Genomic DNA, 24,054 nt, shown 5'->3' on the forward strand with positions numbered 1-24,054 from the left:
CGTCGTGCAGCGGACGTCGTGCAGCGGACGTCGTGCAGGGGTCGGCGCCGGCACGGCTGAGAGTCAGTCCCTGACGACCGAGGTCCCCTCACCGCCGTCGTCGACCGTCGGGGCGTCGCCGCTCTCGTACGAGATGCGCACGCCGTTGCCGCTGACCTGGACCGTCGCCACACTGCCGACCTCGACGCGGGCGCCGTGACCGGAGACGACGACGGCCTCGACGTGACCGTCGACGTCCACGCGCGCGTCGTTCCCGGAGATCTCGAGACTCTCGAGGTCGCTCGCCTCGACGTCCACCTCCGTGCCGTGGCCCGTGAGGAGCACGGTCGAGCACCCGCCCACGACGTCGACCTCCGCGCCGTCCGCGCTGATCTCGACCGCGCCGCCCGCGCAGTCGACCCGGGCGTCGCGGGCACCGTGCTCGGCGAACACCTGACGGTCCGTCGCGTCGTCGGCCGTCCCGCCGCCCGCGTCCCCGTCGTCCGCGTTCCCGTCGTCCGCACCGCCGTCCGCCTGCGCCGTCACCGTCTCGGTGACCGTCTCCGGGTCCTCGGGGTCACCACCGCAGGCGGCGAGGCCGAGGACGAGGACGGCGGGCACGGCGAGGAGGGCGAGTCGGCGCGGGGTCATGCCCTCCATCGTCGGGAGGGGGTGCCGACCGGGCAACCGGGAGCGGCTCTTGCTGGCGGTGACGTCCGGCACGCTACGCCGGCGCGTGCCGATCGAGGAAGCTGAAGACCTCCGTCTGGTCGACGCCCGGGAACGCTCCCGCCGGCATCGCCGCGAGCATCGACGCGTGCGGTCGCGCGCTCGGCCAGGCCTGACCGGACCACCGGTCCGAGAGGGCGTCGGGCGGACGTCGGCAGCACGCGCCGTCGGGACAGCGGGAGACGAGGCGCTCGGTGGTGTCGCGCCCGAGGAACCACTTCACGTGCGCGAACGGCACCCCGACGCTCACCGAGAAGTCGCCGTCCGCGGAGCCCTGGACCCGGGACGTGCACCAGTACGTGCCGCTCGGGGTGTCGGTGTACTGGCTGAACGGGCTGAGCCGGTCCTCGACGGCGAACACCGTGCGCGCGGTCCAGCTGCGGCACACGTACTGGCCCTCGACCGCGCCGAGCGGGTCGGCAGGGAAGCGGACGCCGTCGTTCTCGTAGGCCTTGTGGATGACGCCGGACTCGTGGACCTTCATGAAGTGCACCGGGATGCCCAGGTGCTTGGACGCCAGGTTCGTGAACCGGTGCGCCGCGGTCTCGTACGAGACCGCGAACGCGTCGCGCAGGTCCTCGATGGAGATCTCGCGCGCCTCCTTCGCGGTCCGCAGCGCCTTGACGGCGTGACGCTCGGGCAGCAGCAGCGCCGCGGCGAGGTAGTTCGCCTCGACGCGCTGGCGCAGGAACTCGCGGTAGTCGCCCGGCTCGGCGTGCCCCAGGACGTGGGGCGCCAGGGCCTGCAGGAGCGCCGACGTCGCGTTGGACCGCCCGCGCATCCCGTTGCTCGGCAGGTAGACCCGGCGGTGCCGCAGGTCGAGCACGGAGCGCGTCGAGTGGGGCAGGTCGCCGACGTAGTGCAGCGTGAAGCCCAGGTGGGACGCGATCTCGGCCGCCACACGCTGCGGCAGCGGACCGCCGGCGTGGCCGACGCCGTCGAGCAGCTCCGCCGCCGCGTCCTCCAGCTCGGGGAAGTAGTTGTCCTGCGCGCGCATCGTGGCCCGCAGCTCGGCGTTGGCGCGACGCGCCTCCTCCGGCGTCGCCGCGCGCTCGGTGTGCAGGCGCTCGAGCTCCCGCCGCAGCGCGACGATCGTCTCGAGCGCGTCGGTCGGCAGCGACTTGCCGACGCGCACCGGCCGCAGGCCGAGCGCGTCGAAGAGCGGGCCGCGCTGCGCGCGCTCGAGCTCGATCTCCAGCGCGTCGCGCCGTGACGGCGGCTCGGCGGAGAGCAGGTCGTCGAGGCTCGCGCCGAGGGCGCGCGCGACGGCCTGGAGCTGCGCGAACCGGGGCTCGCGCCGCCCGTTCTCGAGCAGCGACACCTGCGACGGCGCGCGGCCGATCGCGGCGCCGAGCTCGTCGAGCGTCATGCCCCGCTCGGTCCGCAGGTGGCGGATGCGCCGGCCGATCGTCAGGGCGTCGGGCTCGCTCTCGAGAGGGATCTCCGCATGTTCCGCGATTCCGGCCGGTCGCGTCGTCGGGATAGCCATGACCCGAGAGTGACACACGCCACTCCTTGCGCACAACAGAAGAACAGCGAATCTTTCGCTCGATCTGGCTTGAGAACGGGCTTGCGGAGGCACGAAGGTCGAAACACGGCCTCACCGCGAGGCCGACGATCGATCCGCAGGACGTCGGACGAGCACACGCGTCACCGACGACTCACCACAGGAGGCACCCCGTGAACAGGCCCACCATCGTCAGCCGCCGGTCCGCGACCGAGTACGTCGGCGGTCCCCGCACGCTCGGCACCGTCCTCCCCGCGGACGGCACGGCGGGTGTCCGGGCAGGCGGGTCGTCGCAGCAGGTCGGGCACGACGCCGCGAGCGCGGGACGCGACACGGCCCGCCCGGGAGACCAGACCCAGACCGCCGCCGACCTCGCCCGGTCCTGGGCCGAGGACGCCCGCTGGGACGGGATCGCCCGCGACTACACCGCGCAGGACGTCGTCGCGCTGCGCGGCTCGGTGCGCGAGGAGCACACGCTCGCCCGCCGCGGCGCCGAGCGCCTCTGGGAGCAGCTCCACACCGAGGAGTGGGTCGCCGCGCTCGGCGCCTACACGGGCAACCAGGCCGTGCAGCAGGTGCGCGCCGGCCTGCAGGCCATCTACCTGTCGGGTTGGCAGGTCGCGGCGGACGCCAACCTGTCCGGCCAGACCTACCCCGATCAGTCGCTCTACCCGGCGAACTCCGTGCCCGCCGTCGTGCGGCGCATCAACAACGCGCTGCTGCGCGCGGACCAGGTGGAGACGGCGGAGCGCGCCGGGAACGCTGATCCCGCCGCCGCGCCGGACCGCGACTGGCTCGCCCCGATCGTCGCCGACGCCGAGGCCGGCTTCGGCGGTCCGCTCAACGCCTACGAGCTCATGCATGCGATGATCGCGGCCGGCGCCGCGGGCGTGCACTGGGAGGACCAGCTCGCGTCGGAGAAGAAGTGCGGGCACCTGGGCGGCAAGGTGCTCGTGCCGACGGCGCAGCACGTCCGCACGCTCAACGCGGCCCGGCTCGCCGCCGACGTCGCGGGCGTGCCGTCGGTGATCGTCGCGCGGACCGACTCGCTCGCCGCGGACCTGCTGACGTCCGACGTCGACGAGCGGGACCAGCCGTTCCTCACGGGCGAGCGCACGGCCGAGGGCTTCTACCGGGTCCGGCCGGGCGAGGACGCGGTGGTCGCACGCGGCCTCGCGTACGCGCCGTACGCCGACCTGCTCTGGGTCGAGACGGGGACGCCCGACCTCGGGCTGGCCCGGCGCTTCGCCGAGGCGGTCCACGCGGAGCACCCCGGCAAGAAGCTCGCGTACAACTGCTCGCCGTCGTTCAACTGGCGCAAGCACCTCGACGACGCCCAGATCGCGAGCTTCCAGAAGGAGCTCGCCGCGATGGGCTACGCGTTCCAGTTCATCACGCTCGCCGGCTTCCACGCCGTCTCGCACTCCATGTTCGAGCTCGCGCGCGGCTACAAGGACCGTGCGATGAGCGCCTACGTCGAGCTGCAGGAGGCCGAGCTCGCCTCCGAGGCCGACGGCTACACCGCCACCCGCCACCAGCGGGAGGTCGGCACCGGCTACTTCGACCGGGTCGCCACGGCTCTCAACCCCGACGCCGCCACCCTCGCGCTCGCCGGGTCCACCGAGACCGCCCAGTTCCACTAAGCCCACCCCCCGCGAGAGAGAACGCGCGGCATCGAGGTAGAGCTCGCGGAGCTCTACTTCGCCGCCTGGGGTTCTATCTCGCGGGGCCACGACCTTCGGAGCACGCCATGACCACCACGACCACGACCACGTCCACCACCTCTCCCCCGCGCACGTCCGGCGGCGTGCCCGACGGCGGCCCGCACCGGGGCGCACCGGCCCGCCCCGCGCCGTCGGGCACCACGAGCCGCGCGCCGCAGGGCACGTTGCGCGTGACCGGCACGCTCGGCGAGCGGTACCGCGAGATCCTCACGCCCGAGGCGCTCGACTTCCTCACCGCGCTGCACGACCGGTTCGTGGCGCGTCGCCACGAGCTGCTCATGGACCGCCAGCAGCGCCGGCAGGACGTCGCCGACGGGATCGACCCCGACTTCCGCGCCGAGACCCGACCGGTCCGCGACGACCCGTCGTGGCGCGTCGCCGGATCCACCGGCGCGCCCGGCCTGGAGGACCGGCGCGTCGAGATCACCGGCCCCACCGATCCCAAGATGGCGATCAACGCCCTCAACTCCGGCGCCAAGGTGTGGCTCGCCGACGCCGAGGACGCGTCGTCGCCCACGTGGCGCAACGTGGTCGAGGGCCAGCTCGCGCTGCACGACGCGATCCGCGGCACGCTCGAGCACACGAGCGCGGAGGGCAAGCAGTACCGGCTGCGCTCGGCGACGCTCACAGACCTCCCGACGATCGTGTTCCGTCCGCGCGGGTGGCACCTCATCGAGAAGCACATGCGGTACGTCGACCGGGCGGGCGTGAGCGTCTCGGCGTCCGCGTCGCTCGTGGACTTCGGCCTGTACCTCTTCCACAACGCCCACGAGCTCGTCGAGCGCGGCCGCGGGCCGTACTTCTACCTGCCGAAGCTCGAGGGCTACCGCGAGGCGCGGCTGTGGAACGACGTCTTCGAGTTCGCGCAGGAGTGGGTCGGGATCGAGCAGGGGACGATCCGGGCCACGGTGCTTGTCGAGACGCTGCCCGCGGCGTTCGAGATGGAGGAGATCCTCCACGAGCTGCGCGACCACTGCGCCGGGCTCAACGCGGGACGCTGGGACTACCTGTTCTCGGTGATCAAGGCCTTCCGCACGCGCGGCGACTCCTACGTGCTGCCCGACCGCGCGCAGGTCACCATGACGGCCCCGTTCATGCGCGCGTACACCGAGCTCCTCGTGTCCACGTGCCACCGGCGCGGGGCGCACGCGATCGGCGGGATGAGCGCGTTCATCCCCGACCGGCGCCGGCCCGACGTCACGGAGCGCGCGCTCGAGCAGGTGCGGGCCGACAAGCGGCGCGAGGCGACGGACGGGTTCGACGGCACGTGGGTCGCGCACCCCGACCTCATCGAGGTCGCGCGCGCCGAGCTCGACGCGGTGCTCGGCGACCGGCCGAACCAGGTGTCGCGCCTGCGGGAGGACGTGCGCGTGGGCCAGCACGAGCTGCTCGACATCGGCTCGGCGCGGCGCGCGGGCGCCACCGTCACCGCGGCCGGGCTCCGCGCCAACGTGTCGGTCGGCGTGCGCTACGTCGAGTCGTGGCTGCGCGGGGTCGGCGCCGCGGCGATCGACCACCTCATGGAGGACGCCGCGACCGCCGAGATCTCGCGCTCGCAGGTGTGGCAGTGGATCGCGTCCGGGACGCGCACGGAGAACGGCGTGCCGATCACGCGCGAGCGCGTCGAGGCGCTGCTCGCCGAGATCGTCGACGACCTGCCCCGCACGCCCGGGGACCGGGTCGACGAGGCGGCCGCGGTGTTCCGCGCTGTCGCGCTCGCCGAGGACTTCCCGACGTTCCTCACCATCGGGGCGTACTCGCAGTTCCTCGTCGGCTCGGACGTCGACCAGCCGCGGTGAGGTGACGACCAGCCGACGTGAGCCGACGTCGTCGCGGCCGTGGTCGTGGCCCGTCCGGATCCCCGGGCGGGCCACGACCGCGTGCGTCAGCGTGCGCCCGCGGAGGCACCGTGCCGAGGCGGCCCCGCCGCTCAGCCCTCGTCGGGGACGACGTCGGTCGTCCCCCGGTTCGCCTCGAGCGCGCGCTCGATCTCCAGCACGATCGCGCCGGCGGCGAGGTAGTCGTCGCCGGTGCCCTGCTCCCGCTCGCGCGCCAGAGCAGCCCGGAGCTCGCGGAGGGCGAGGAGCGCCGGCTCCCGGTCGGCGTCGCGGCCCTCGCGGACCACGGTAGCCAGCGCGGCGAGCGCCTCGGCGACGGGATTGCGCAGCTGCGGCCCGAGCACCCGGTGCTCCGGCTCGATCTCGTCCCGCTCCCCCTCCGTGAGGATGCGCACCAGGTCCGTGACGACGGCGGTCGTCACGGACAACCGCTCAGCCTTCAGCTCCTGCTCGTGGAGGCGCACGCGTTGTCGGCGCGCCCGGACGTTGAGCCGCTGCGCGTCGCGGGCCTCGTCCGCGGCACGGCGTGCCCCGTCGACCGCCGGTGCGACGGCACGACGCCGCTCCTCCCACTCCTCCTTGCGGGGGGCGCGGTGGCCGTACAGTCCGTCGGCGAGGGCGTCGAGCTGGTCGGCGAGGACCTCCCCGAGCTCGTCGAGCGCAGCCTCCGACGGCGCGAGCGGCAACGGCGGCGCGACGAGGTTCACGAGCACGCCGACCCCCGCCCCGACGACCACGAGCCCGATGTAGGCGACGACGAACTCCGACTGGTCCCGGGCGCCTCCGATCACGAGGACGAAGAGCGCCGACGTCACGGTCCACTGGCCCATGTCACCGAGGGTGCGCCACCCCGCGAGGAGGCTCGCCACGACGACGACGACCGCGACGGTGAGCGAGTCGGTCGGCAGCAGCAGGTCAAGCGTCCCCGCGACCGCCGCGCCGACGACGATGGCGAGGGTCGCGCGCACCGACTGGCTCACCGACCGTGCGGCGGTCGAGGACGTCGCGACGACCGCGCCGAGCGGCGCGTAGTAGCGGTACTCGGCGAACGGGTCGGGGAACGCGAGACCGATCACCCACGCGACCCACCACGCCAGGCCGGCCGCGATCCCGGAGCGCAGCGCGACCGCCCAGGCGGGGTGCGTCGCCATCCACCGCACCGTCCGGGACGCGCGGCGACGCACGACGAGCCGGGGGGCTGGGGACGACGTGTCGGGCATGTCGACATCCTCGGTCGACAGCGCCGTGCTCGCCTGGTCGAGCCTGCCGGGCCGTGCCAGAGTCGTCGCCATGCGACACGCCTCGGGGCACCGGTGAGCGGGTTCCGTCCGCTGCGGGCGGCGCGCGGGTGGTGGCAGGGCGTGCGCCCCGCGCGCGGGACCTTCTGGTCCTCCGCGAGCGCCGGGGTGCCCGGGGCGGTCGGCGGCGTGCCGGACGGCATGGCCGCGGCGACCCTCGTCGGCGTCAACCCGATCCACGGGCTGTACGCGACGGCCGTCGGCCGGATCGCGGGCGGGCTCACCGTCGACTCGCAGCGCATGATCGTCACGACGACGGGCGCGGCCGCCCTCGCCGCCGGCTCGGCGGTCGGGGCGGTGGACCCGGACGACCGGCTCGGCGCGCTCGTCCTCATGACGACGCTCGCCGGCGTGCTCATGGTCCTCGCCGGCGCGGCGCGGCTGGGACGGCTCACGGGTTTCGTCTCCCACTCGGTCATGACGGGGTTCCTCACCGGCGTGGCCGTCAACATCCTCCTCGGGCAGCTCGCGGCGCTCACCGGCGCGCACCCGACGTCTCCCGTGGCGGTCGGCGACGCCTACCAGGTGATCACGTCACCGGGGACGTGGGACCTGCCCACCGTCGTCGTCGGGGCGAGCGCGGTCCTCCTGCTCCTCCTGCTCGCCCGCACGCGGATCGCGCCGTTCGCCGCCGTCGTGGCGCTCGTCGTCACCGCCGTCGGGGTGTGGGCCCTGCAGGCCGGCTCGGTCGAGCTGGTCGCCGACTCCGGGGCGATCCCCGTCGGCCTGCCCGCTCCGGCCGTGCCGCAGCTCGGCCTCATCTCCACCGACGTGGTCGTGGGGGCGCTCGCCGTCGCCGCGATCGTGCTGGTCCAGGGCGCGGGCGTCGCTGAGTCCGTGCCGAACCCCGGCGGCCGGCGGGCGGACTCCGACAGGAACTTCGTCGGCCAGGGCGTCGCGAACATCGCCGTCGGCGTGTTCCGCGGCATCCCCGTCGGGGGGTCCGTGGGCCAGACGGCGGTCGCCACCGCGGCCGGAGCGCGCGACCGCTGGGCAGGGATCATGTCGGGCGTGTGGGTGCTCGTCGTGCTCGTGGCGCTGTCCGGGCCGGTCGGTGCGGTGCCCTCCGCGACGCTCGCCGCCGTCCTCGTGGTCGCGTCGGCGGGCTCGATCCGCCTGTCGGCGATGGCGACGGCGTGGCGGACCGGCAGCCAGTCGCAGATCGCCATGGCGACGACGTTCCTCGCGACGCTCCTGCTCCCCGTCGCGGCCGCCGTCGGCATCGGTGCCGCGCTGTCGATCCTGCTCCAGGCCAACCGCGAGTCGCAGGACCTGCGGATCGTGCGGCTCGTGCGGCAGGACGACGGCCGCGTCCGCGAGGAGCCCGCGCCGCGCCGTCTGCCCGGGCGGGAGGTGACCGTGCTCGACGTGCACGGCAGCCTGTTCTACGCCGGGGCGCGGTCCCTCGAGGCCGCGCTGCCCGACCCGTCGGGGGCGCGCGAGGCGGTGGTCGTGCTCCGTCTGCGCGGCCGCGCGAGCCTCGGCGCCACCGCGTTCACGGTCCTCGCGGCCTACGCCGACCGGCTCGGCGCGGACGGCGGCCGTCTGTTCGTCAGCGGGGTGGACCCGGCGCTCGCGGACCTGTTCCGCCACGTCATCGACCTGCGCGAGCACGAGCGCATCGCCGTGTTCCCCGCGCGTCCGGTGATCGGCGAGTCGACCGCCGAGGCGCGCCGGCACGCGGAGGCGTGGTTGGTCCACGGCGTCGAGACGCAGGAGATCCCCGTCGTGCGGGGCCCCGGACCGCTGCGGCGCCTGTGGTCACGGGCGCGGCGCGGCATGCGACGCGACTGACGTCAGGGGCCTCGGCCGACGCCGGGTCGCCGGCGTCAGGACAGCGCGCGCACGAGCTCGGGACGCCGGGCGGCCAACCACGCCTCGTTCTCCCGGATGCGGTCGCCGACCCCGTCGTCCCACATCCGCTGCCACCCTCCGCCGCGCGTCGCGGCGGCGTGCCGCATTGCGTACCAGCTCCGCGCGAACCGCCGGGCGAGCACGTCGAGGAGGGCGAGCCGCTCGGACCGGTCGAGGCCGTACGCCTCCGCGAAGAGGCGCGTGCGTCGTCCGGCGTCGAGGTCCCGGGTGACGGCGGGACGCGCGTCCGGAGGGCTGATCGGCGCCCAGTAGAGGAGCGTGGTCGCCACGTCCAGGAGCCGGGTCGTGGGCGCCGCGAGGTCGAAGTCGACGACACCGACCAGGCGGTGCGGCCCCTGCGGGTCCTCGCCGACGGGGAGGAAGAGCGCGTTCTCGACCGTCACGTCGTTGTGCCCGACGACGTCCGGCGCGTCGAACACGTCCGGCACCTCGGGGAACTGGGCCCGCTCGGGCCACGCGACCCCGTCGGGGAGGACCACGTCCGTCGACACGTCGTGCAGGGCCCGCTGCCACTCGCCGAGCTGCCCGAGGATCTCCTCGTCGGTCGCCCAGGCCTGCGGCGGCCGCCCGCCCATCTCCCCCGGCAGGAACGTCACGACCTCGCGGCCGTCGTCGTCGACCCCGAGGAAGCGCGGCGCGCGGTCGAACCCGACGCGCTCGAGGTGCAGCAGGTACGCCTCGACGGCCGGGCTGTGCGGGCCGCGCGGGCGACGCACCGTGTCACCGCGGCGCACGAGGCCGTCGGACACGTCGCCCCCGAGGAGCGGTACCTCGACCTCGTCGGTCGTGCGGTCGACGAACCGGGTGGTCTGGCTCATACCGGACACCCTTGCACGAGACGTCGGCACGGGCCATACCCGCGAGGTCGGCGCGAGACGCGCTCCGCCGGGCGTTCTGGTGATGGCTCCCGGCGATGTGCGAAGATCCGCTCGCGCACGGCACGTCATCGAGGACCGGGCGAGCCGAGCCCGACGACGAGCCACCCGGAGCCGCACGTGAGCGACCTCTTCGCCCCGCCGACACCCCGGCGCGGTGACGTGCCGCGCACCGCGCCCCCGACGACGCCACCACCGGTCCCCGTGGCCCCTCCCGCCGCGCTGCCGGGCCACGCCGCGCCGGGAGGTCAGGTTCCGCTCGTGTCCTTCACGACGCCTGGGTCGCCGCCGCAGGTCCACGTGCCGGGACCCCTGCCGTCGCGCGGCCCCTCGGCCGTGACGGTCGGCGTCGTGGCCGCCGTCGTCGGGCTGGCGCTGGGCGTGACCGGGGGGACGGTGCTCGGCCGGACGGTCCCCGGCCCCGACACCGCGCAGGCCGAGACCGGCGACACCGGCGGTGGGACCACCGACGGCAGCGAGCTCGCCGAGCCTGACGGCCCCCAGGAGCAACCGGCCCCGGACGACGCGGTGACCACGGACGACTCGGTGGCCACGGACGACACGGTGGCCACCGACCGAGGTGCCGGGCCGTCGGGCAGCACGACCGCGGCGCCCGAGGAAGGGTCGTCGCGGGCGCCGTCGGAGCCCGGCGTCGTCGTCGACCACGCCGATCCCGCCGACTACCCCGACGGCGGCGGACCCACGAACCCGTGGCCCTTCGGCGACACGTACTGGACAGACCGGTGGGAGGTGACGATCGAGGCGCCGCACGACGCCACGGCGGCCGTCCTCGCGCACGACGCGTCGAACGCCGCACCCCGCCACGGCGACGAGTTCTGGGTGGTCCCGCTCGAGGCGACGTACACCGGGACGCTCCCGACCGGAACGGCGTGGCGGCAGGTGAAGGTCACGTTCGTCGACGGGTCCGGGGTCGTGCACACGACCCCCTGCGGCGCCGTCCCCGACGACCTCGCCGCAGCGCCCGACGTGGCGTCCGGCGAGACCGCCCACGGGGTCGTGTGCGTCGCGGTGCCCGCGGGCGCCGAGGGCCTCTGGAAGGTCACGCTCGGTACCTCCGCCCCGATGTACCTGGCCCCGGAGGCGGGACGATGACGCTGCCCCCCGGCCTGCTCCCCCGCGTGCACGAAGACACCCGCCGCCCGTCGCCGTACGCACCGGCAGGCGGCCCCGACCGCGCCACGGCTCCTCGTCCGGTCGGCGGCGGGACGACGACGCGACGCCGCGTCGTCGTCGGCGTCGTCAGCGGCTCGACGGCGCTCGTCGTCGGAGGGGTCGTCGCCTTCGCGGGCAGCTATCTCGCCAGCAACGGGGAGGCCCTGCTCGCCTCCCCGAGCGACCTCTCCGACGACGGGTGGTACGAGGAGGACTGGTACGGCGACGACTGGTCGGACGACGAGGTCTGGTCGGAGGCCCCGGGCAGCGGCACCGCCGCCGACCCGTGGCCCGTGGGAGCCACCGTCTACGGACCGCGCTGGGACGTCACCCTCGGGACCCCGCGCGACGCGACCGCCGAGATCCTCGCCGCCGACCCGGCCGCGACCGCCCCCGAGGACGGGACCGAGTACTGGGTCGTCCCGGCCTCCGCCTACCACTGGGGCCCCGGCAGCGGCGTCAAGACGGCGGAGTCGGTCGCGCTGGCGTTCGTCGGCGCGGACGGTGCCGTGCACTCCGCGCCGTGCGGCGCCGTGCCCGGCCCGCTCGTCACCGAGGGTCGCATCCCGGTCGGCGCGACCCTGGTCGGGAACCTGTGCGTCGCCGTTCCCGCCGGGGCCGACGGCACGTGGCGGCTCACGTCCGGTGCCGTCGAACCGGTGTACCTCGCGGTCGACGACGGCTGAGGCGCCGACGACGTCTCGACGCCTCGCCGTGTCAGGGGCCGCTTCGAGACGTCACGCCGCGTAGCGCGGCGCCATCGACTCCATCTGCTGCATGACGAGGACGATCGCCTCGGGCTGGCGGTCCGGCGGGTACTTGTGCTTGATGAGCAGTCGCTTGATCGAGGACCGCAGCTTGGCCTTCACGTCGTCCCGGACCGTCCAGTCGGTCTTGACGTCGCGGCGCATGATCGCGACCAGATCCCGGGCGATCTGGGCGAGCACACCGTCACCCTGCTCGTCGACCGCCGACTCGTTGGTCGCCACCGCGTCGAAGAACGCCAGCTCGTCCCGGTCGAGCGGGGGCTCGAACCGCTGTCCCCGGTTCTCTTCCGCCGCGACCTCGCGCGCCAGCTCGACGAGCTCGGCGATGATCTCGGCGGACGTGAGGTTGGAGTTGACGTACTTGGCCATCACGGCCTGCAGCCGCTGCGAGAACATCTCCTGCCGCACGAGGTTTCCCCGCGTGAGGCGCCGAGCCTCCTCGGTGACGAGCTTGCGCAGCGCCTCGATCGTCAGCTGAGGGTTCGGTGCGCCTTGCGCCTGCGCGAGGAAGGCGTCGTCGAGCTGGTCCAGCCGCGGGTGCGGAAGGCCGGCCGCGGCATAGACGTCGAGGACCTCACCCGAGGTGACCGCCGAGGCCATGAGCTGGTTGAGCAACCGCTGGACGTCGTCCGGCACCGGCTCCCCACGCGCCTGCCGGTCCTCCGCGTCGAGCTTGCCCATCCACACGCGCACCTCTTCGTAGAAGCGCACCTCGTCCGCGACGTCGGCGAGCGCGTCCGTGCCGCCGGCGATCGCCCAGGCCCGGGACAGTGACGCTGCCCGACGGCGGAACTCGGCCTGCCGCGTCTCCTCGCCCTCGGCGACTGGCCCGTTCCCGGGGGTCCGTGGGTCCCGCAGCCAGCCGACGGTGGCCAGCAGCGTGTCGAGGTACCCCCTGCGCGCGCCCGTGCGCTGCGCCGCGAGGAGCCGCTCTCGCCAGCCGGACGGCGCGAGGAGCTCGCGCAGCCGCGCGACGAGATCGCGTGCGACGTCGGCGGCGTCCTCGGTCGTGCGTCCTACGGGTCGCGCGCCCTGGTCGCGCACCGTGTACTCCGCGAGCGCCACCCGCAGGTTCTCCGCGATCGGCGCCGAGGCGACGAGGAGGCCCGCGTTCTTGCCGCGGAAGGTGCGGTTGACGCGGGCCAGCGTCTGCATGAGCAGTGCGCCGCGCATCGGACGGTCGAGGTAGAGCGTGTGCAGCGGGGGCGAGTCGTAGCCCGTGAGCATCATGTCCTTGACGATGACGATCTCGAGCTCGTCGTCCGGGTCCTTGAGACGCTTCTTCAGGACGGCGTTCTCGGAGTCCCGGCGTACGTGGTCCGCGACGGGCGGCTGGTCTGCCGGGGTGCCGGAGTAGACGACCTTGATGCGGCCGGTGCGCAGGTCCTCGGAGTGCCAGTCGGGCCGTAGCGCGACGATCTCGGCATACAGGCGCGCGCAGATGTCGCGCGTGGCGCCGACGATCAACGCCTTGCCGGGCGCGGTCTCGGTGTCCGCCGCGACGTCCGTCGCGGACGCGCTGCGCACGAGCTCCGCCATGGCCTCGCGACGCTTCTCCCAGTGCGTGACGACGTCCTGAGAGAGCTCGCGCAGGCGCGCCGGCGCCCCGTAGACGGCGTTGACGACGGCGACGGACTTCTCGATCCGCGCGCGCTCTGCGTCGTCGAGACCGACCGTCACCTCGTCGGCGGCGGCGTCGATGGCCTCGGCGTCCACGTCCTCGGCGAAGGCCACCTTGACCAGGCGGGACTCGAAGTACACGGGGACCGTCGCACCGTCCTCGACGGCGCGGGTGAGGTCGTACACGTCGATGACGTCGCCGAAGACCTTCTGCGTGTCCCGGTCCGCGGTGGTGATCGGCGTGCCCGTGAAGGCGATGAGCGTGGCGTTCGGCAGCGCGTTCTTCAGGTGCCAGGCGTACCCGTCGAGGTCGTCGTAGTGGGACCGGTGCGCCTCGTCGACGACGAGGACGATGTTGCGCCGTTCCGACAGCACCGGGTGCTTCGCCCCGCGCTCCTTCTCGTCGGCGGTGAGGCCGAACTTCTGGAGCGTCGTGAAGTAGATCCCGCCCGTGACGCGCGCGGCGAGCTCGTCCCGCAGCTCCGCCCGGCGCTTGATCTGACGCGGCTCCTCGGTGAGCAGCTGGGACCGCGCGAAGGTCTCGTAGAGCTGGCCGTCGAGCTCGGTGCGGTCCGTGACCACGACGATCGTCGGGTTGAGGAGCTTCGGGTGCCGCGCCACGTGCGCGGCGTACAGCTCCATCTCCATCGACTTGCCGGATCCCTGCGTGTGCCACACGACGCCGGCCCGCCCGTCGGTCTCCACCGCCTGGACCGTCGCGCCGACGGCCTTCGTCACGGCGAAGTACTGGTGCGGCTTCGCGACCCGCTTCGTCAGCCCGTCCTCACCGGCGTCGAACGCGACGAAGCCGCGCAGGAGCTGGACGAACCGCTGCGGGTTGAACAGCCCGTCGAGCAGCGTCTCGAGCGGGGACGTGGGGACGGAGGGTCCGGCGACGGCGGCCGGCTCGTCCGTGATGCCGTCGACGACGGGGCCGTCGTGCGCGGCGGCCCCCGCGACGTCGGCGACCGCCGGGAGCGGCGCGCCCGTGGGGCCGAGGACGCGACCGTCGTCGTCCACGTTCCACGGCGAGAAGTGGTTGAGCGGCGTGAAGGGCGTGCCGTACCGGGCCACCAGCCCGTCGCTGATCACCGTGAGGACGCAGAACCGGAACGCCATGGGGAGCTCCCGCACGTACGTCGCGAGCTGGGCGTGCGCGACCGCGACGTCCGCGTGCGCCGATCCGGCGTTCTTCAGCTCCATGACGACGACGGGCATGCCGTTGAGGTACAGCACGAGGTCGAAGCGCCGCTCGACCTCGCCCTGCACCACGCGGACCTGGTTGGCCGCGATCCACTCGTTCTCGTCCTCGCGCGCCGACACCAGACGGATGCTCGGGGTCTGCTGCCGCCCGTCCTCGGTGTACGTGATGCGGTAGCCGTCGACGAGCACGTCGTGGATCCGCTTGTTCTCCGTGATCGCGTCCTGCGACGTCGGGCGCAGGATCTCGACCAGCGCCTGCTCGAGGTAGTCGCGCGGCACGTCCGGGTTGAGCCGCCGCATCGCGGACCGCATCCGCGACGGGATCGCCAGCTCGTCCCACGCCTCGCGCTGCGGCAGCTGCTCGCCGCTCGGCGAGTACCCGCGGTGCCCGACGGCGGACGTCGCACCGGGAGCGATCTCGCGCCCCTCGAGCGGGAGCCACCCGAGCGGCTCGGCCAGGTGCTCGAGCGCGAGGTGCTCCCAGTCGGACTCCGTGCTGCGCATCGTTCCTCCGTGCGTCGGTGCTGGTCGTGAGCCTAGCGGCGCGCCGTGTTCGCGGCGTGGCCCCAGCGTCTCGCCCCGGGGCACCGTTGGCGGGCCGTGTGTCGATAAGCCCGGGTATCGCGATGTCGGGACGTCAGGGTGTGAGGCCAGAGCGTCACGACGTGAGGACGTGAGGACGTGAGGACGTGAGGACATCGCGACATCGCCACCTCGCGACCTCGACGGCACCGGCGTCTCTCGTGCGACCGTGGACGGGCCGCCCTGTGGACGGTCACCGTCGCGTCCGTCGTCGCGCGGAACCTGTGGACGCTCGTCGGCATGGGCTCCATCGCCTCCATCCTGGCGTGATGACGACACCCCGAAGCACGATCCGTCCCGGTGACCGCCTGCCCGACGACGACGCCCTCCTCGCGTGGGTCGAGTTCCTCCACCAGGACGTCGACGCGCCGCGCTTCAGTCTCTGGATCACGTTCCTCGACGCCGAGGACCGCCCGTTGCGCGCGGTCGTCCCCATCGATGACGTCCCCCCGTCACCCGACGACGAGATGGTCGACAACCTCGTGTGCATCGTGCGTGACGTGCTCGCCGATCAGGCGCCCGGCGGGAGTACCGTGCTGATGCTCGAGCGCCCGGGGACCGACGCCGTCACGCCGGCGGACGGGCGGTGGTTCGCCGGTCTGCGCGGGGCGGCCGCGCGCCAGGATGTCCGGCTGCGCGGGGTGTTCCTCGCGACCGGACGGCGGGTGCGGGCGCTCACCCCGGACGACGTCACGGCCTGACAACCTCTTCGAACGCACGTTCGACTGAATGTCGGTGGCTGGTGGTTGAGTGGTCGCATGACGACGGCCACGCTGACTGCGAGCAGTGCGGGCAGCGTGCGGAGCGCACTCGCGTCCCGGCCCGCTCCCGACGACGCGCGCACACGGCCCACCGTCCGTCCAGCCGCGGGATCGTTGGAGGCGTTGGCCGATGCGATCGCGGACGTGACCGCGATCCAGCGGCAGATCGACGCGCTCACCGGTGCGCGCACGGTGGCGCTCGAGCGCGCGCGGGTCGCGGCGCTCGCGGCACACGACGCCCTGCTCGCGGACGAGTCGGCGCGCGCGGAGGGCGCGACGCCGCAGCGGCGGGTGGAGCTGGCGCGGAGGGCGGTGGTCGCCGAGCTCGCGTGCGCGCTGCGCCTCCGGGAAGGCGCAGCCGAAGGGATGGTGGACGACGCGGCGACGCTCACCCACTCGGCGCCCTCGGTCCTGGCGGGATTGTGCGCGGGTGACTTCTCTGTCGCGCATGCCAGCGCACTGGCCCGCGCGGTCGCCGATCTCGACCCGCAGGCCGCGACCGAGGTCGCGCACGCGTGCCTCGCGCGCCGCGACGACCACTCCCCAGTCGTTCCGGCAACTGGTTCGCCGGGCGCGAGACACGGTGCACCCGGAGCCGCTCGCCCTGCGGCACGAGCGCGCCGTGGCGAAGCGCGCTGTGTGGGTCGACCCGGCCGAGGACGGGATGGCATGGCTGAGCGCACTGCTTCCGGCGGTGTCGGCGCACGCCATCCACGACCGGCTCACGAGCACGGCCGTCGACGCGCGTCGCGGAGGGGACGCACGCACCGTCGCGCAACTGCGCGCGGACGTGCTTGTCGACCTCGCCCTGGACCGCCCCGGATCCCGGAACGACGGGGGCCTCGCTCGTGTCGGCGCCCTCGGCCCTGACGACTCGCCCGGTCGGGGCGACGCTCTCCTGCCCGGCAGCGCTCTCGCCCCTGACGGCACACAGGTGCCGAGTCTCGCCCACCTCGCGCGCTCGATCGCGCCGCGCGTTCACGTCACCGTCCCGGTGCTGACGCTGCTCGGTGGTGACGCACCCGGGCTCCTCGACGGTCACGGCCCGATCGACCCCGACACCGCACGGCGCCTCACCGCCGGAGCGCCGTCGCTGCGACGACTGCTCACCCATCCCGAGACCGGAGCCGTCCTCTCCGTCGGGCGCGAGAGCTACACCGTGCCCGCCGACCTGCGCACATGGCTCACGGTCCGCGACAAGACGTGCCGCTTCCCGGGCTGCACCGTGCCCGCGGCACGCTGCGACGTCGACCACGGCGTCGACTTCGCCCTCGGCGGGCGGACCGACGCCGACAACCTCGCCCACCTCTGCCGCAAGCATCACGTGCCTCAAGCACGAGACTGCGTGGAAGCTCGAGCACTTGACGGACGGCGTCCTCGATGGTTCGGAGAGGTAGACCGCGCCCGTCGGAGACGTCCAGCTCAGACGCGGATCACCCCAGACCGTGACCTCCATCCTCCCGAGCCGCCGCCCGATCTCGACTTCCTGTACGGCTTCGCGCAGCTGCTGCCGGCGCGTGAGGGATGACGCGTTGCCGGATTTCACCCGGTACGCCCTTCGCCTGCCCGTTCAACCCTGCCAGCATGTCTCCGGACGCGGGCCGGCCGGATGCCCGGGGCGACGAAGGGGACTCGGGATGGGGTTATGGGACTGGCTGCGCGGTCGGCGACGTGACGAGACCGCAGGGGCGATCGTTCCCGTCACTCCTCAGGCGAGGAGTACGACGACGGTCGCACCTGCACCGTCAGGCCGTCCGCTCGTACCGGCGTTCGCCGTCCTCGACGTCGAGACGACCGGGCTCGCACCGCGTCGCGATCGCATCCTCGAGCTTGCCGTGGTCCGCGTCGACGCGCACGGCACCGTCGTCGACGAGTGGGTGACACGCCTCGACCCCGAAGGGCCCGTCGGCGCGACGCACATCCACGGCATCACGGCCGCGGACGTCGCGGGCGCACCGCTCTTTCGCGACGTCGCCGAAGACGTTGCCCAGCGGGTCGGAGGCCTCGCCCTCGCCGCGCACAACGCACGGTTCGACGCCGCGTTCCTTCGCGCGGAGTTCACGCGGGCCGGATGGGACCTGCCCTGGCTTCCCGCGGCGTGCACCCTCGAGTCGAGCCGGCACCATCTGCCCGACCTGGATCGCCGCCGGCTCGTCGACTGCTGCGACGCTGCCGGGGTACGGCTCGACGGCGCCCACTCTGCGCTCGGCGACGCACGTGCGGCCGCGGGACTCCTCCAGTGGTATCTGGCTTCAGGGCGGCGTGCCTACGGGGTCGACGAGCTGCACCAGCTTCCGTCGGAGGCGCGAGACGTCGCCTGGCCCTCAGGACCGGTCCGAGTTCCCTCCACCGGACCACTCGAGCCGGCACCCGGACGCCCGACGACGAGCGCGCGAACGGTCCGCCCGCGTCCACGCTCTGCGACCGCCCGCACTGCGGCGACTCCGCTCGTGAAGCAGCTGACGGCACTCACGCTCGCGGAGCTCGTCGAGGAGGGTGCGCCGGAGGGTTCTCTGCCCTATCTCGAGCTGCTTGCGGAGGTGCTCGAGGACGGAGTCCTCACCGACGACGAGTCGACGTCGCTCGTCGAGCTCGTCGAGCTCTACGGGCTCTCGGCCCACGACGTCGCCACGACGCACCGCGCGTTCGTCGCTGCTCTCGCCCACCGAGCCCTCGACGACGGGCACGTGTCGCGTGTCGAGCGGCAGGAGCTGCACGACCTCGCGGCGACGCTCGGCGTCCCGAAGGACGTCGTGCCACGCCTCGTCGAGCACGCCGACGCCGCGCGATCGGCGCGCCTCAGCGCCGGACTCGGCCCACTCCCCGACGACTGGTCCAGAGGCGAACCGCTGCGCGTGGGCGACAAGGTCGTCTTCACCGGCTGCGACGACGTCGACCGCGACCGTCTGGAGAAGAGGGCCGAAGAACTGGGCGTGCGGGTCGTCGGGAACGTCTCTCGCCAGACGGCGATGCTGGTCTCCGACGGCTCGGTGGCAGGGACCAAGGCGGAACGAGCACGAGAGCTCGGGACGCGTGTCGTCCGCCCGGACGACTTCGCGGTGCTGCTTCAACACCTCCAGCCGGCCCTGCCGGCGGCGACCAAGGTGACCCCGGTCCGTCGAGCTCAGCTCCCTGCGGACGAAGGCGTCTCGTCTGAGCGCACGCAGCAGTCGACGGGACCGGCCTCACAGGACGTCTCGCCGGCGCAGATCCGCGCGTGGGCGCGCGCCAACGGATACAGCGTGAATGACCGCGGGCGACTGCCGCTCGACGTCGTCGACGCCTACCACCGCACGGCGACGACCGGGCACTGAAGGTCGGACCAGTCGCACGGGGCAGCGCACGGGGACGACCTGACAGCATCGATCTTGCGACAAGCGTCGACATCCGATATCGCACTCGATATCGTCGCCCCATGGATGACGGCGACCGCGTCCGGCGCGCGCGCGAGCAAGCAGCGCTGTCGCAGCGCGAGCTCGCGGCGCGATCCGGCGTGCCGCAGCCCAACATCGCCGCCATCGAGTCCGGGCGGCGGCGCCCTCAACCGCGGACGCTCGCACGCCTGCTCGATGCGACCCGGGCACGTCCGCGCGAGGTCCTCGACCGCCACCGCGCAGACGTCCAGCGAATCGTCGGAGCACGAGGCGGGAGCGCGCCTCGCGTCTTCGGCTCGACGGCCCGTGGCGAGGACGACTTCGACTCCGACCTCGACCTGCTGGTGAGCTTCCCGCCGGGGACCTCGGCGTGGACCCTCACCGGGCTCGAGCTGGACCTCGAGGAGGCGCTCGGTGTCCCGTCGACGTCGTTCCCGACTCCGGTGCGTCCCTGACGGTCGAGCGTGCGCGTCGAGAGTCGCAACCGCTGTGAACGAACTGGGATCGTCAGCCGCGCGTGATGCCGACGCTGGCAAGACGACACGAACGTTGGAGGACCTGTCTCGTTTCGGGGCCAGTGCTCGCCGCATCGTCCTACGGGGTCGCGAGGCGTTCTTCGACCCGGAGGACGACATCCTGCGCCGCGCGGGTCGCAGCGTCATCGTCGACGTCTCGGCGGCCGCCGACAGGTTCCCCGCAGCCTTCGTGTCAGCGCACCCAGACGTCCCGTGGCGAGAGATCCGCGCGACGCGGAACCGCATCGCGCACCAGGACGACGGCGTCGGCGACGAGATCGTCTGGGACACCCTGCGGACTCATCTCCCCGATCTGCTCGTGCGGCTCGGGGTCGCGTCCCGATTCGCCGTGACGCCGAGTGCGACGACGAGCGACACATCGGCGTCGGAAGTCACCCCGTGAGTCTGGGGTGCGCATGAGCAGCCGTCACACGATGCGGTGGTGGGAACGCTCGGCGAACCGTTCCATCGCCTCGATGATCTCGACCGCCTGCCAGACACGATCGCGAGCCCCTCTGCCGATCTGGTCGAGGACGCCGTCCTCGACCAGGCGGTCGATCGCGACCTGGGCGTTCGCCGTCGTGACGCCGAGGCGCTCTGCCGCGAGCCGCGCGTCGATGACGGGACGCTCGACGAGGAGGTCCGCGAGGCGCCACGCCGACGCGCCCCGGCGTGCGCGGATGGCCCCGGCCCACCGGTCACGCGCCTCGGAGACCTCGGCGATCAAGGTGCGGGCGTTGCGCAGCGCCGGGAAGACCGCCTCGCACACCTGCACCACGATGGGCACGGGGTCGCCCGAGCGGTACGCCGTCAGGGCTGCGAAGTACCTGTCGGTCTCGGCGAGGAGGCCGGCGGAGATCGGGACGACGACATGGCGGGTCAGGCCCGCGTGCCGCAGCTGAGCGTGCATCAGTGCGCGTCCGGTGCGTCCGTTGCCATCGGGGAAGGGGTGGATGTTCTCGAGCTGCGCGTGCGAGACCGCCGTCTGCGCCAGGGCCGGCAGGTCGTCGCGGGACATGAACTCGGCGAGATCGTCCATGGCCTGCGGCACCAGCCCGGCGTGTGGCGCCACGTAGTCGGCCCCGTGCGGACTCTGCGCCGAACCGCCGATCCACACCGCCGAGCCTCGCCACCGTCCCGCAGCACCGGGCATGTGGTCGCGCATCAGGACCTGGTGCATGGCCAGGACGGCGTCGGCGTCCAGCCGTTCGGAGACGTCGAGCGCTCGCCTCATGGCTGCGACGTTGGCGACGATCTCGTCCGCGTTGGCTCTGCCCCGGCGACCAAGCTCGGCCAGGGCGATGGCTTTCGGCGACGAGGTCAGGTTCTCGATCTGCGACGAGGAGGCGGCTTCGGTCCGGAGCAGCAACGACGCGTACGACATCAGGGAGCCCAGCGACTCGCCGTCGAGGCGGGCGATCTCGGCACTCGCCTCGGCGACCAGAGCCATCGTCGGGCCGTCGAGCCGGAGCTCCGACCGCGCGATGGGCGCCGGCACGGCGGCCTCGTAGGGTCCCCGGCGGCGGCTCCGACCCGCGCGAGGTCCGTACTCGGCGTCTGATGGCTCCCAGACGAGCACCTCCGACCCGAACGTCGGCCACTTCACTTCCGATGCCACCGCAGCAGGCTACCATCGGAAGTCGTGTTATTCGATGGTACGGACGACAGTGCACACGCGGGTCGACTTTCTGTGTGCAGCGGTGTCGATGACCCATGGCTTTGTGCCATCGCCCGAACCTGCGACACCCCGCGGACCAACTCGCTCGGCGAGAACCGCCCGCTCGTCCGACGCGGCTCAGGTCTCGACGCCTTCACCGCCGAATGGCTGGTCCTTGGCCCACCACAGGAAGGCGGCAGCGTGCTCCTGGGTCTGGAACCCGTCGCCGATCAGCGCTCGCAGCAGTGTGTTGCTCCACACGACGAGCCGACCGATCGTCCAGGTGACCCGGTGGGGGTCGGGGAGTTCGATCCCCCAGATCGCACGCGCGACTTCGAGCTTTCCGGCTGTGCCCGTGTACTTGAGGATCGTGAGGTACTCGTCGGGGTAGACGACGCACAGCACTTTGGTCAGGAGCGCTTCCTTGAAACCCTTCATCCCGAAGGGCGTGGTGTCGTCGATCAACTGCGTGAGCCGGTCCTCGAGCGGTGTGGACTCCGGGCCACGAAGAAAGTACTCGACGACCTTGCGCACCTGCGCGGCACTCGCCTCGTCGCCCATCCGGTTCCACTCGGTGTTGAACACCGACATGTTGCCCGGGTTCGCACCGACGGACACGTTGGCGAAGTCCTTGAGGTCCTGCGGGGCGGCAGTCGGAAGTCCTTCTGCGCTGAAGACTCGCTGGTACTTGGTCCAGTAGTGCGCGACAGCGGGGTCCGGCTTCGGGCTGACCTCGGCGAGGTACCGCCTCTTGAGCACCTCGGCGTGCACGAGCCGCTCGGGCACGACGTCGTCCGCGCTCGGAAAGGTCTTCCTGAGCTCTTCGAAGGTCGGCAGTGGCCGGGGCCTCGTCGACACCGTCGCGGTGCCGCGCACCCACGACTTCCCGCAGTCGACACAGCAGACACGTCGGCGCCCGTCGGGCAGGACGTCCAGCAGCTCGATGTCACCGGAACCGCACGTGCCGCACTCGAGGCCGGCGATCACGCCTGCTCCTCCGTCGTCGGATCCTGATCGTCGCCCGCACGGCCACGGAATGCGCGCTCGGCGATCCCGGTGGAGAGCTTGCCCGTCGCCGACCGGGCGCGGCCGATCGTCTCGCTGCCGAGCCGCCGGCTGGCGTCGAGGCCCTCCGCACCCGTCTCGAGCACCTTGTCCCGGGCCTCCACGGCCGCGTCCCTCCACCGCCGCGCCTCCAACGACTGCCGGTCGCGCTCGATGCCGAGGCGCCCGTGGAAGTCGACGACGGCGGTCTCGACCCGGTTGCTGGCATGCACCACCTCCCGGGACGAGGTCGGGTGCAGCAGCACCTTCGCGTTGGCCGTGCCGGCGGCGACACCCATGCGGGAGAGCAGGCGCTCGGTGCTCTGCGAGATGAGGCCCAGCCGATTCCGTCGTGCCGTCTGGATCCCGATCCTGTGGCGGTCTAGTTCGTCCGGAGCCGCGTCCAGAACCCTGTCGAGCTCGAGCACGGCGATCGCGTCCTGCAGCTGGAAGCAGCGTGCCAGGACGGCGAGCCACTCCTGCGCCTGGGACTCGGCGTCCTTCGAGGCCTTGGCAAGATCACCGATCTTGGTCTTGCGCTCCACCTTCTCCGCGAGCGCGTCGAGCTGACGCAGCGCATACCCCTGCGTCCGCATGATCGTGACCGACGTGCCCTGCACCTTCGACCATGTGACCTCGGAGACCCGCCCCACCTGCTCTCGGACAGTCATGGCCTCCTCGATCACAAGATCCACCCCGATCATGTCCGCCAGGACAGCGTCCTTCTGGCCGCGCAGCAGGTCGTCGACCTTCTCGTCGATCGTCGCGAGGTAGTCGGTGATCTCGTCCATCGTCTGCTGCATCGCCAGCTGAGCCATGATCCCCGCCGCACCGGCCAGGAGTGCCGGGTTGGACAGGAGCGACCCAGAACCCTTCGCGAACTCGACGAACCCGCCGATCTGACCCTTGTCACCCTTCAGCACTCCCGACCGAAGGCCCGTCGTGGCACTCTCCCTGAGCCCGTACTTGTCGACGAGTTGCGCGGACTCCTTCGTCAGCTTCAGCCATCGACCAGAGTTGGCGGCAATCTCAGAGCCTGCCTGAGAGGTGCCAGCGACTGTAGCGAGGGCTGACCCGAGCCGCGGAAGGCCGAGATCCTTCGACGGCTGCCCCTCCGACACGAGGAAGCGCTCGACCGCCGTGGGGCTCCCGATGACGGCCAGGCCGTCGCCGTCACTGATCAACTGGATCTCGTCGTCCATGATCGATTCCTTCACGTGGCGTTCGTCGATGAGGGGAACTTCGTAGCGTGACGCCAGCGGGCGTGCCGGCACTGTAGTCGCACGCACGTCTTTCACCGGTGCGCTCCCCCCAAGGTAGGGAGGCCTCCGCGGGACTCGCGGGCGCGGTAGAGCGTGTCGTCGAGGTCCTCGGCGGCCGGAGCGTCCTCGAGGTCGAGCAGCGCGCGCTCGCGAAAGCGCGACTCGCGACGTTCGAGGTACGTCGGCCGGTATTCACCACGGCGGCGCGGCGTCTCCGCGCGCGCCTCGGGGTCCGTGGTGGCCGACGGCGCGGTGTCGGCAGGTGCCCGAC

The 24,054-nt window shown here is 72.9% G+C and carries 18 protein-coding genes; 10 read left to right on the forward strand and 8 right to left on the reverse strand.

Annotated elements, in window-relative coordinates; all coding sequences use genetic code 11:
* Positions 1-63: 63 nt before the first annotated feature.
* Both ACZCLJ_RS06845 and ACZCLJ_RS06850 read right to left on the reverse strand, forming a co-directional pair.
* Positions 64-630 carry a DUF3060 domain-containing protein gene (locus ACZCLJ_RS06845; protein WP_463105905.1) on the reverse strand — a complete coding sequence of 189 codons (567 nt, stop codon included), beginning with the start codon at positions 628-630 and terminating at the stop codon, positions 64-66.
* A gap of 73 nt (positions 631-703) precedes the next feature.
* Positions 704-2,197 carry a helix-turn-helix domain-containing protein gene (locus ACZCLJ_RS06850; RefSeq protein WP_251153204.1) on the reverse strand — a complete coding sequence of 498 codons (1,494 nt, stop codon included), beginning with the start codon at positions 2,195-2,197 and terminating at the stop codon, positions 704-706.
* 191 nt (positions 2,198-2,388) lie between these two features.
* Between ACZCLJ_RS06850 and aceA the strand changes: the two genes are divergently transcribed.
* Positions 2,389-3,858 (forward strand): isocitrate lyase, encoded by a 1,470-nt coding sequence (gene aceA, locus ACZCLJ_RS06855; protein WP_463105906.1) that lies wholly within the window; start codon positions 2,389-2,391, stop codon positions 3,856-3,858.
* A gap of 107 nt (positions 3,859-3,965) precedes the next feature.
* Complete coding sequence (aceB, locus tag ACZCLJ_RS06860; protein ID WP_463105907.1) at positions 3,966-5,738, forward strand: malate synthase A; 1,773 nt, start codon at positions 3,966-3,968, stop codon at positions 5,736-5,738.
* Between the two features lie 131 nt (positions 5,739-5,869).
* Here the strand turns inward: aceB and ACZCLJ_RS06865 are convergent, their stop codons facing one another.
* The gene (locus ACZCLJ_RS06865) at positions 5,870-7,069 is read right to left on the reverse strand and encodes an aromatic acid exporter family protein (RefSeq protein WP_463105908.1); all 1,200 of its coding nucleotides are present in this window, start codon (positions 7,067-7,069) and stop codon (positions 5,870-5,872) included.
* Between the two features lie 21 nt (positions 7,070-7,090).
* Between ACZCLJ_RS06865 and ACZCLJ_RS06870 the strand changes: the two genes are divergently transcribed.
* A complete protein-coding gene (locus ACZCLJ_RS06870; protein WP_463105909.1) occupies positions 7,091-8,869 on the forward strand; it encodes a SulP family inorganic anion transporter in 1,779 nt (592 codons plus the stop codon).
* A gap of 35 nt (positions 8,870-8,904) precedes the next feature.
* Here ACZCLJ_RS06870 and ACZCLJ_RS06875 read toward each other — a convergent pair whose 3' ends face one another.
* A complete protein-coding gene (locus ACZCLJ_RS06875) occupies positions 8,905-9,768 on the reverse strand; it encodes a phosphotransferase (protein ID WP_463105910.1) in 864 nt (287 codons plus the stop codon).
* A 177-nt stretch (positions 9,769-9,945) separates the two neighbouring features.
* Between ACZCLJ_RS06875 and ACZCLJ_RS06880 the strand changes: the two genes are divergently transcribed.
* Both ACZCLJ_RS06880 and ACZCLJ_RS06885 read left to right on the forward strand, forming a co-directional pair.
* Positions 9,946-10,938 (forward strand): hypothetical protein, encoded by a 993-nt coding sequence (locus tag ACZCLJ_RS06880; RefSeq protein WP_463105911.1) that lies wholly within the window; start codon positions 9,946-9,948, stop codon positions 10,936-10,938.
* A complete protein-coding gene (locus tag ACZCLJ_RS06885) occupies positions 10,935-11,684 on the forward strand; it encodes a hypothetical protein (protein WP_463105912.1) in 750 nt (249 codons plus the stop codon). The genes ACZCLJ_RS06880 and ACZCLJ_RS06885 overlap by 4 nt, the downstream gene beginning before the upstream one ends.
* Positions 11,685-11,735: 51 nt before the next feature.
* Here the strand turns inward: ACZCLJ_RS06885 and ACZCLJ_RS06890 are convergent, their stop codons facing one another.
* The gene (locus ACZCLJ_RS06890) at positions 11,736-15,092 is read right to left on the reverse strand and encodes a type I restriction endonuclease subunit R (protein WP_463105913.1); all 3,357 of its coding nucleotides are present in this window, start codon (positions 15,090-15,092) and stop codon (positions 11,736-11,738) included.
* Positions 15,093-15,439: 347 nt separating this feature from the next.
* Here ACZCLJ_RS06890 and ACZCLJ_RS06895 point away from each other — a divergent pair, with 347 nt between their 5' ends.
* The 5 genes from ACZCLJ_RS06895 to ACZCLJ_RS06915 all read left to right on the forward strand — a co-directional run bounded on the left by ACZCLJ_RS06895 (position 15,440) and on the right by ACZCLJ_RS06915 (position 20,223).
* Positions 15,440-15,871 (forward strand): hypothetical protein, encoded by a 432-nt coding sequence (locus ACZCLJ_RS06895; protein WP_463105914.1) that lies wholly within the window; start codon positions 15,440-15,442, stop codon positions 15,869-15,871.
* A 508-nt stretch (positions 15,872-16,379) separates the two neighbouring features.
* Positions 16,380-17,459: an HNH endonuclease signature motif containing protein gene (locus tag ACZCLJ_RS06900; RefSeq protein ID WP_463105915.1), complete on the forward strand. Its 1,080-nt coding sequence runs from the start codon at positions 16,380-16,382 to the stop codon at positions 17,457-17,459.
* A 4-nt stretch (positions 17,460-17,463) separates the two neighbouring features.
* Entirely contained in the window at positions 17,464-19,245 is a 1,782-nt protein-coding gene (locus ACZCLJ_RS06905; RefSeq protein ID WP_463105916.1) for an exonuclease domain-containing protein, read from the forward strand.
* 101 nt (positions 19,246-19,346) lie between these two features.
* Positions 19,347-19,760 (forward strand): helix-turn-helix domain-containing protein, encoded by a 414-nt coding sequence (locus tag ACZCLJ_RS06910; RefSeq protein ID WP_463105917.1) that lies wholly within the window; start codon positions 19,347-19,349, stop codon positions 19,758-19,760.
* A 34-nt stretch (positions 19,761-19,794) separates the two neighbouring features.
* The gene (locus ACZCLJ_RS06915; protein WP_463105918.1) at positions 19,795-20,223 is read left to right on the forward strand and encodes a HepT-like ribonuclease domain-containing protein; all 429 of its coding nucleotides are present in this window, start codon (positions 19,795-19,797) and stop codon (positions 20,221-20,223) included.
* Between the two features lie 24 nt (positions 20,224-20,247).
* Here ACZCLJ_RS06915 and ACZCLJ_RS06920 read toward each other — a convergent pair whose 3' ends face one another.
* The 3 genes from ACZCLJ_RS06920 to ACZCLJ_RS06930 form a co-directional block, all read right to left on the reverse strand.
* A complete protein-coding gene (locus ACZCLJ_RS06920; protein ID WP_463105919.1) occupies positions 20,248-21,318 on the reverse strand; it encodes a Fic family protein in 1,071 nt (356 codons plus the stop codon).
* A gap of 297 nt (positions 21,319-21,615) precedes the next feature.
* Positions 21,616-22,464, reverse strand: a complete 849-nt coding sequence (locus ACZCLJ_RS06925) for a hypothetical protein (protein WP_463105920.1) — start codon at positions 22,462-22,464, stop codon at positions 21,616-21,618.
* Entirely contained in the window at positions 22,461-23,723 is a 1,263-nt protein-coding gene (locus tag ACZCLJ_RS06930; protein WP_463105921.1) for a hypothetical protein, read from the reverse strand. Before ACZCLJ_RS06930 ends, ACZCLJ_RS06925 begins: the two co-directional genes overlap by 4 nt.
* Between the last annotated feature and the right edge of the window lie 331 nt (positions 23,724-24,054).

It is taken from the genome of Cellulosimicrobium sp. So1_17, assembly GCF_055181235.1.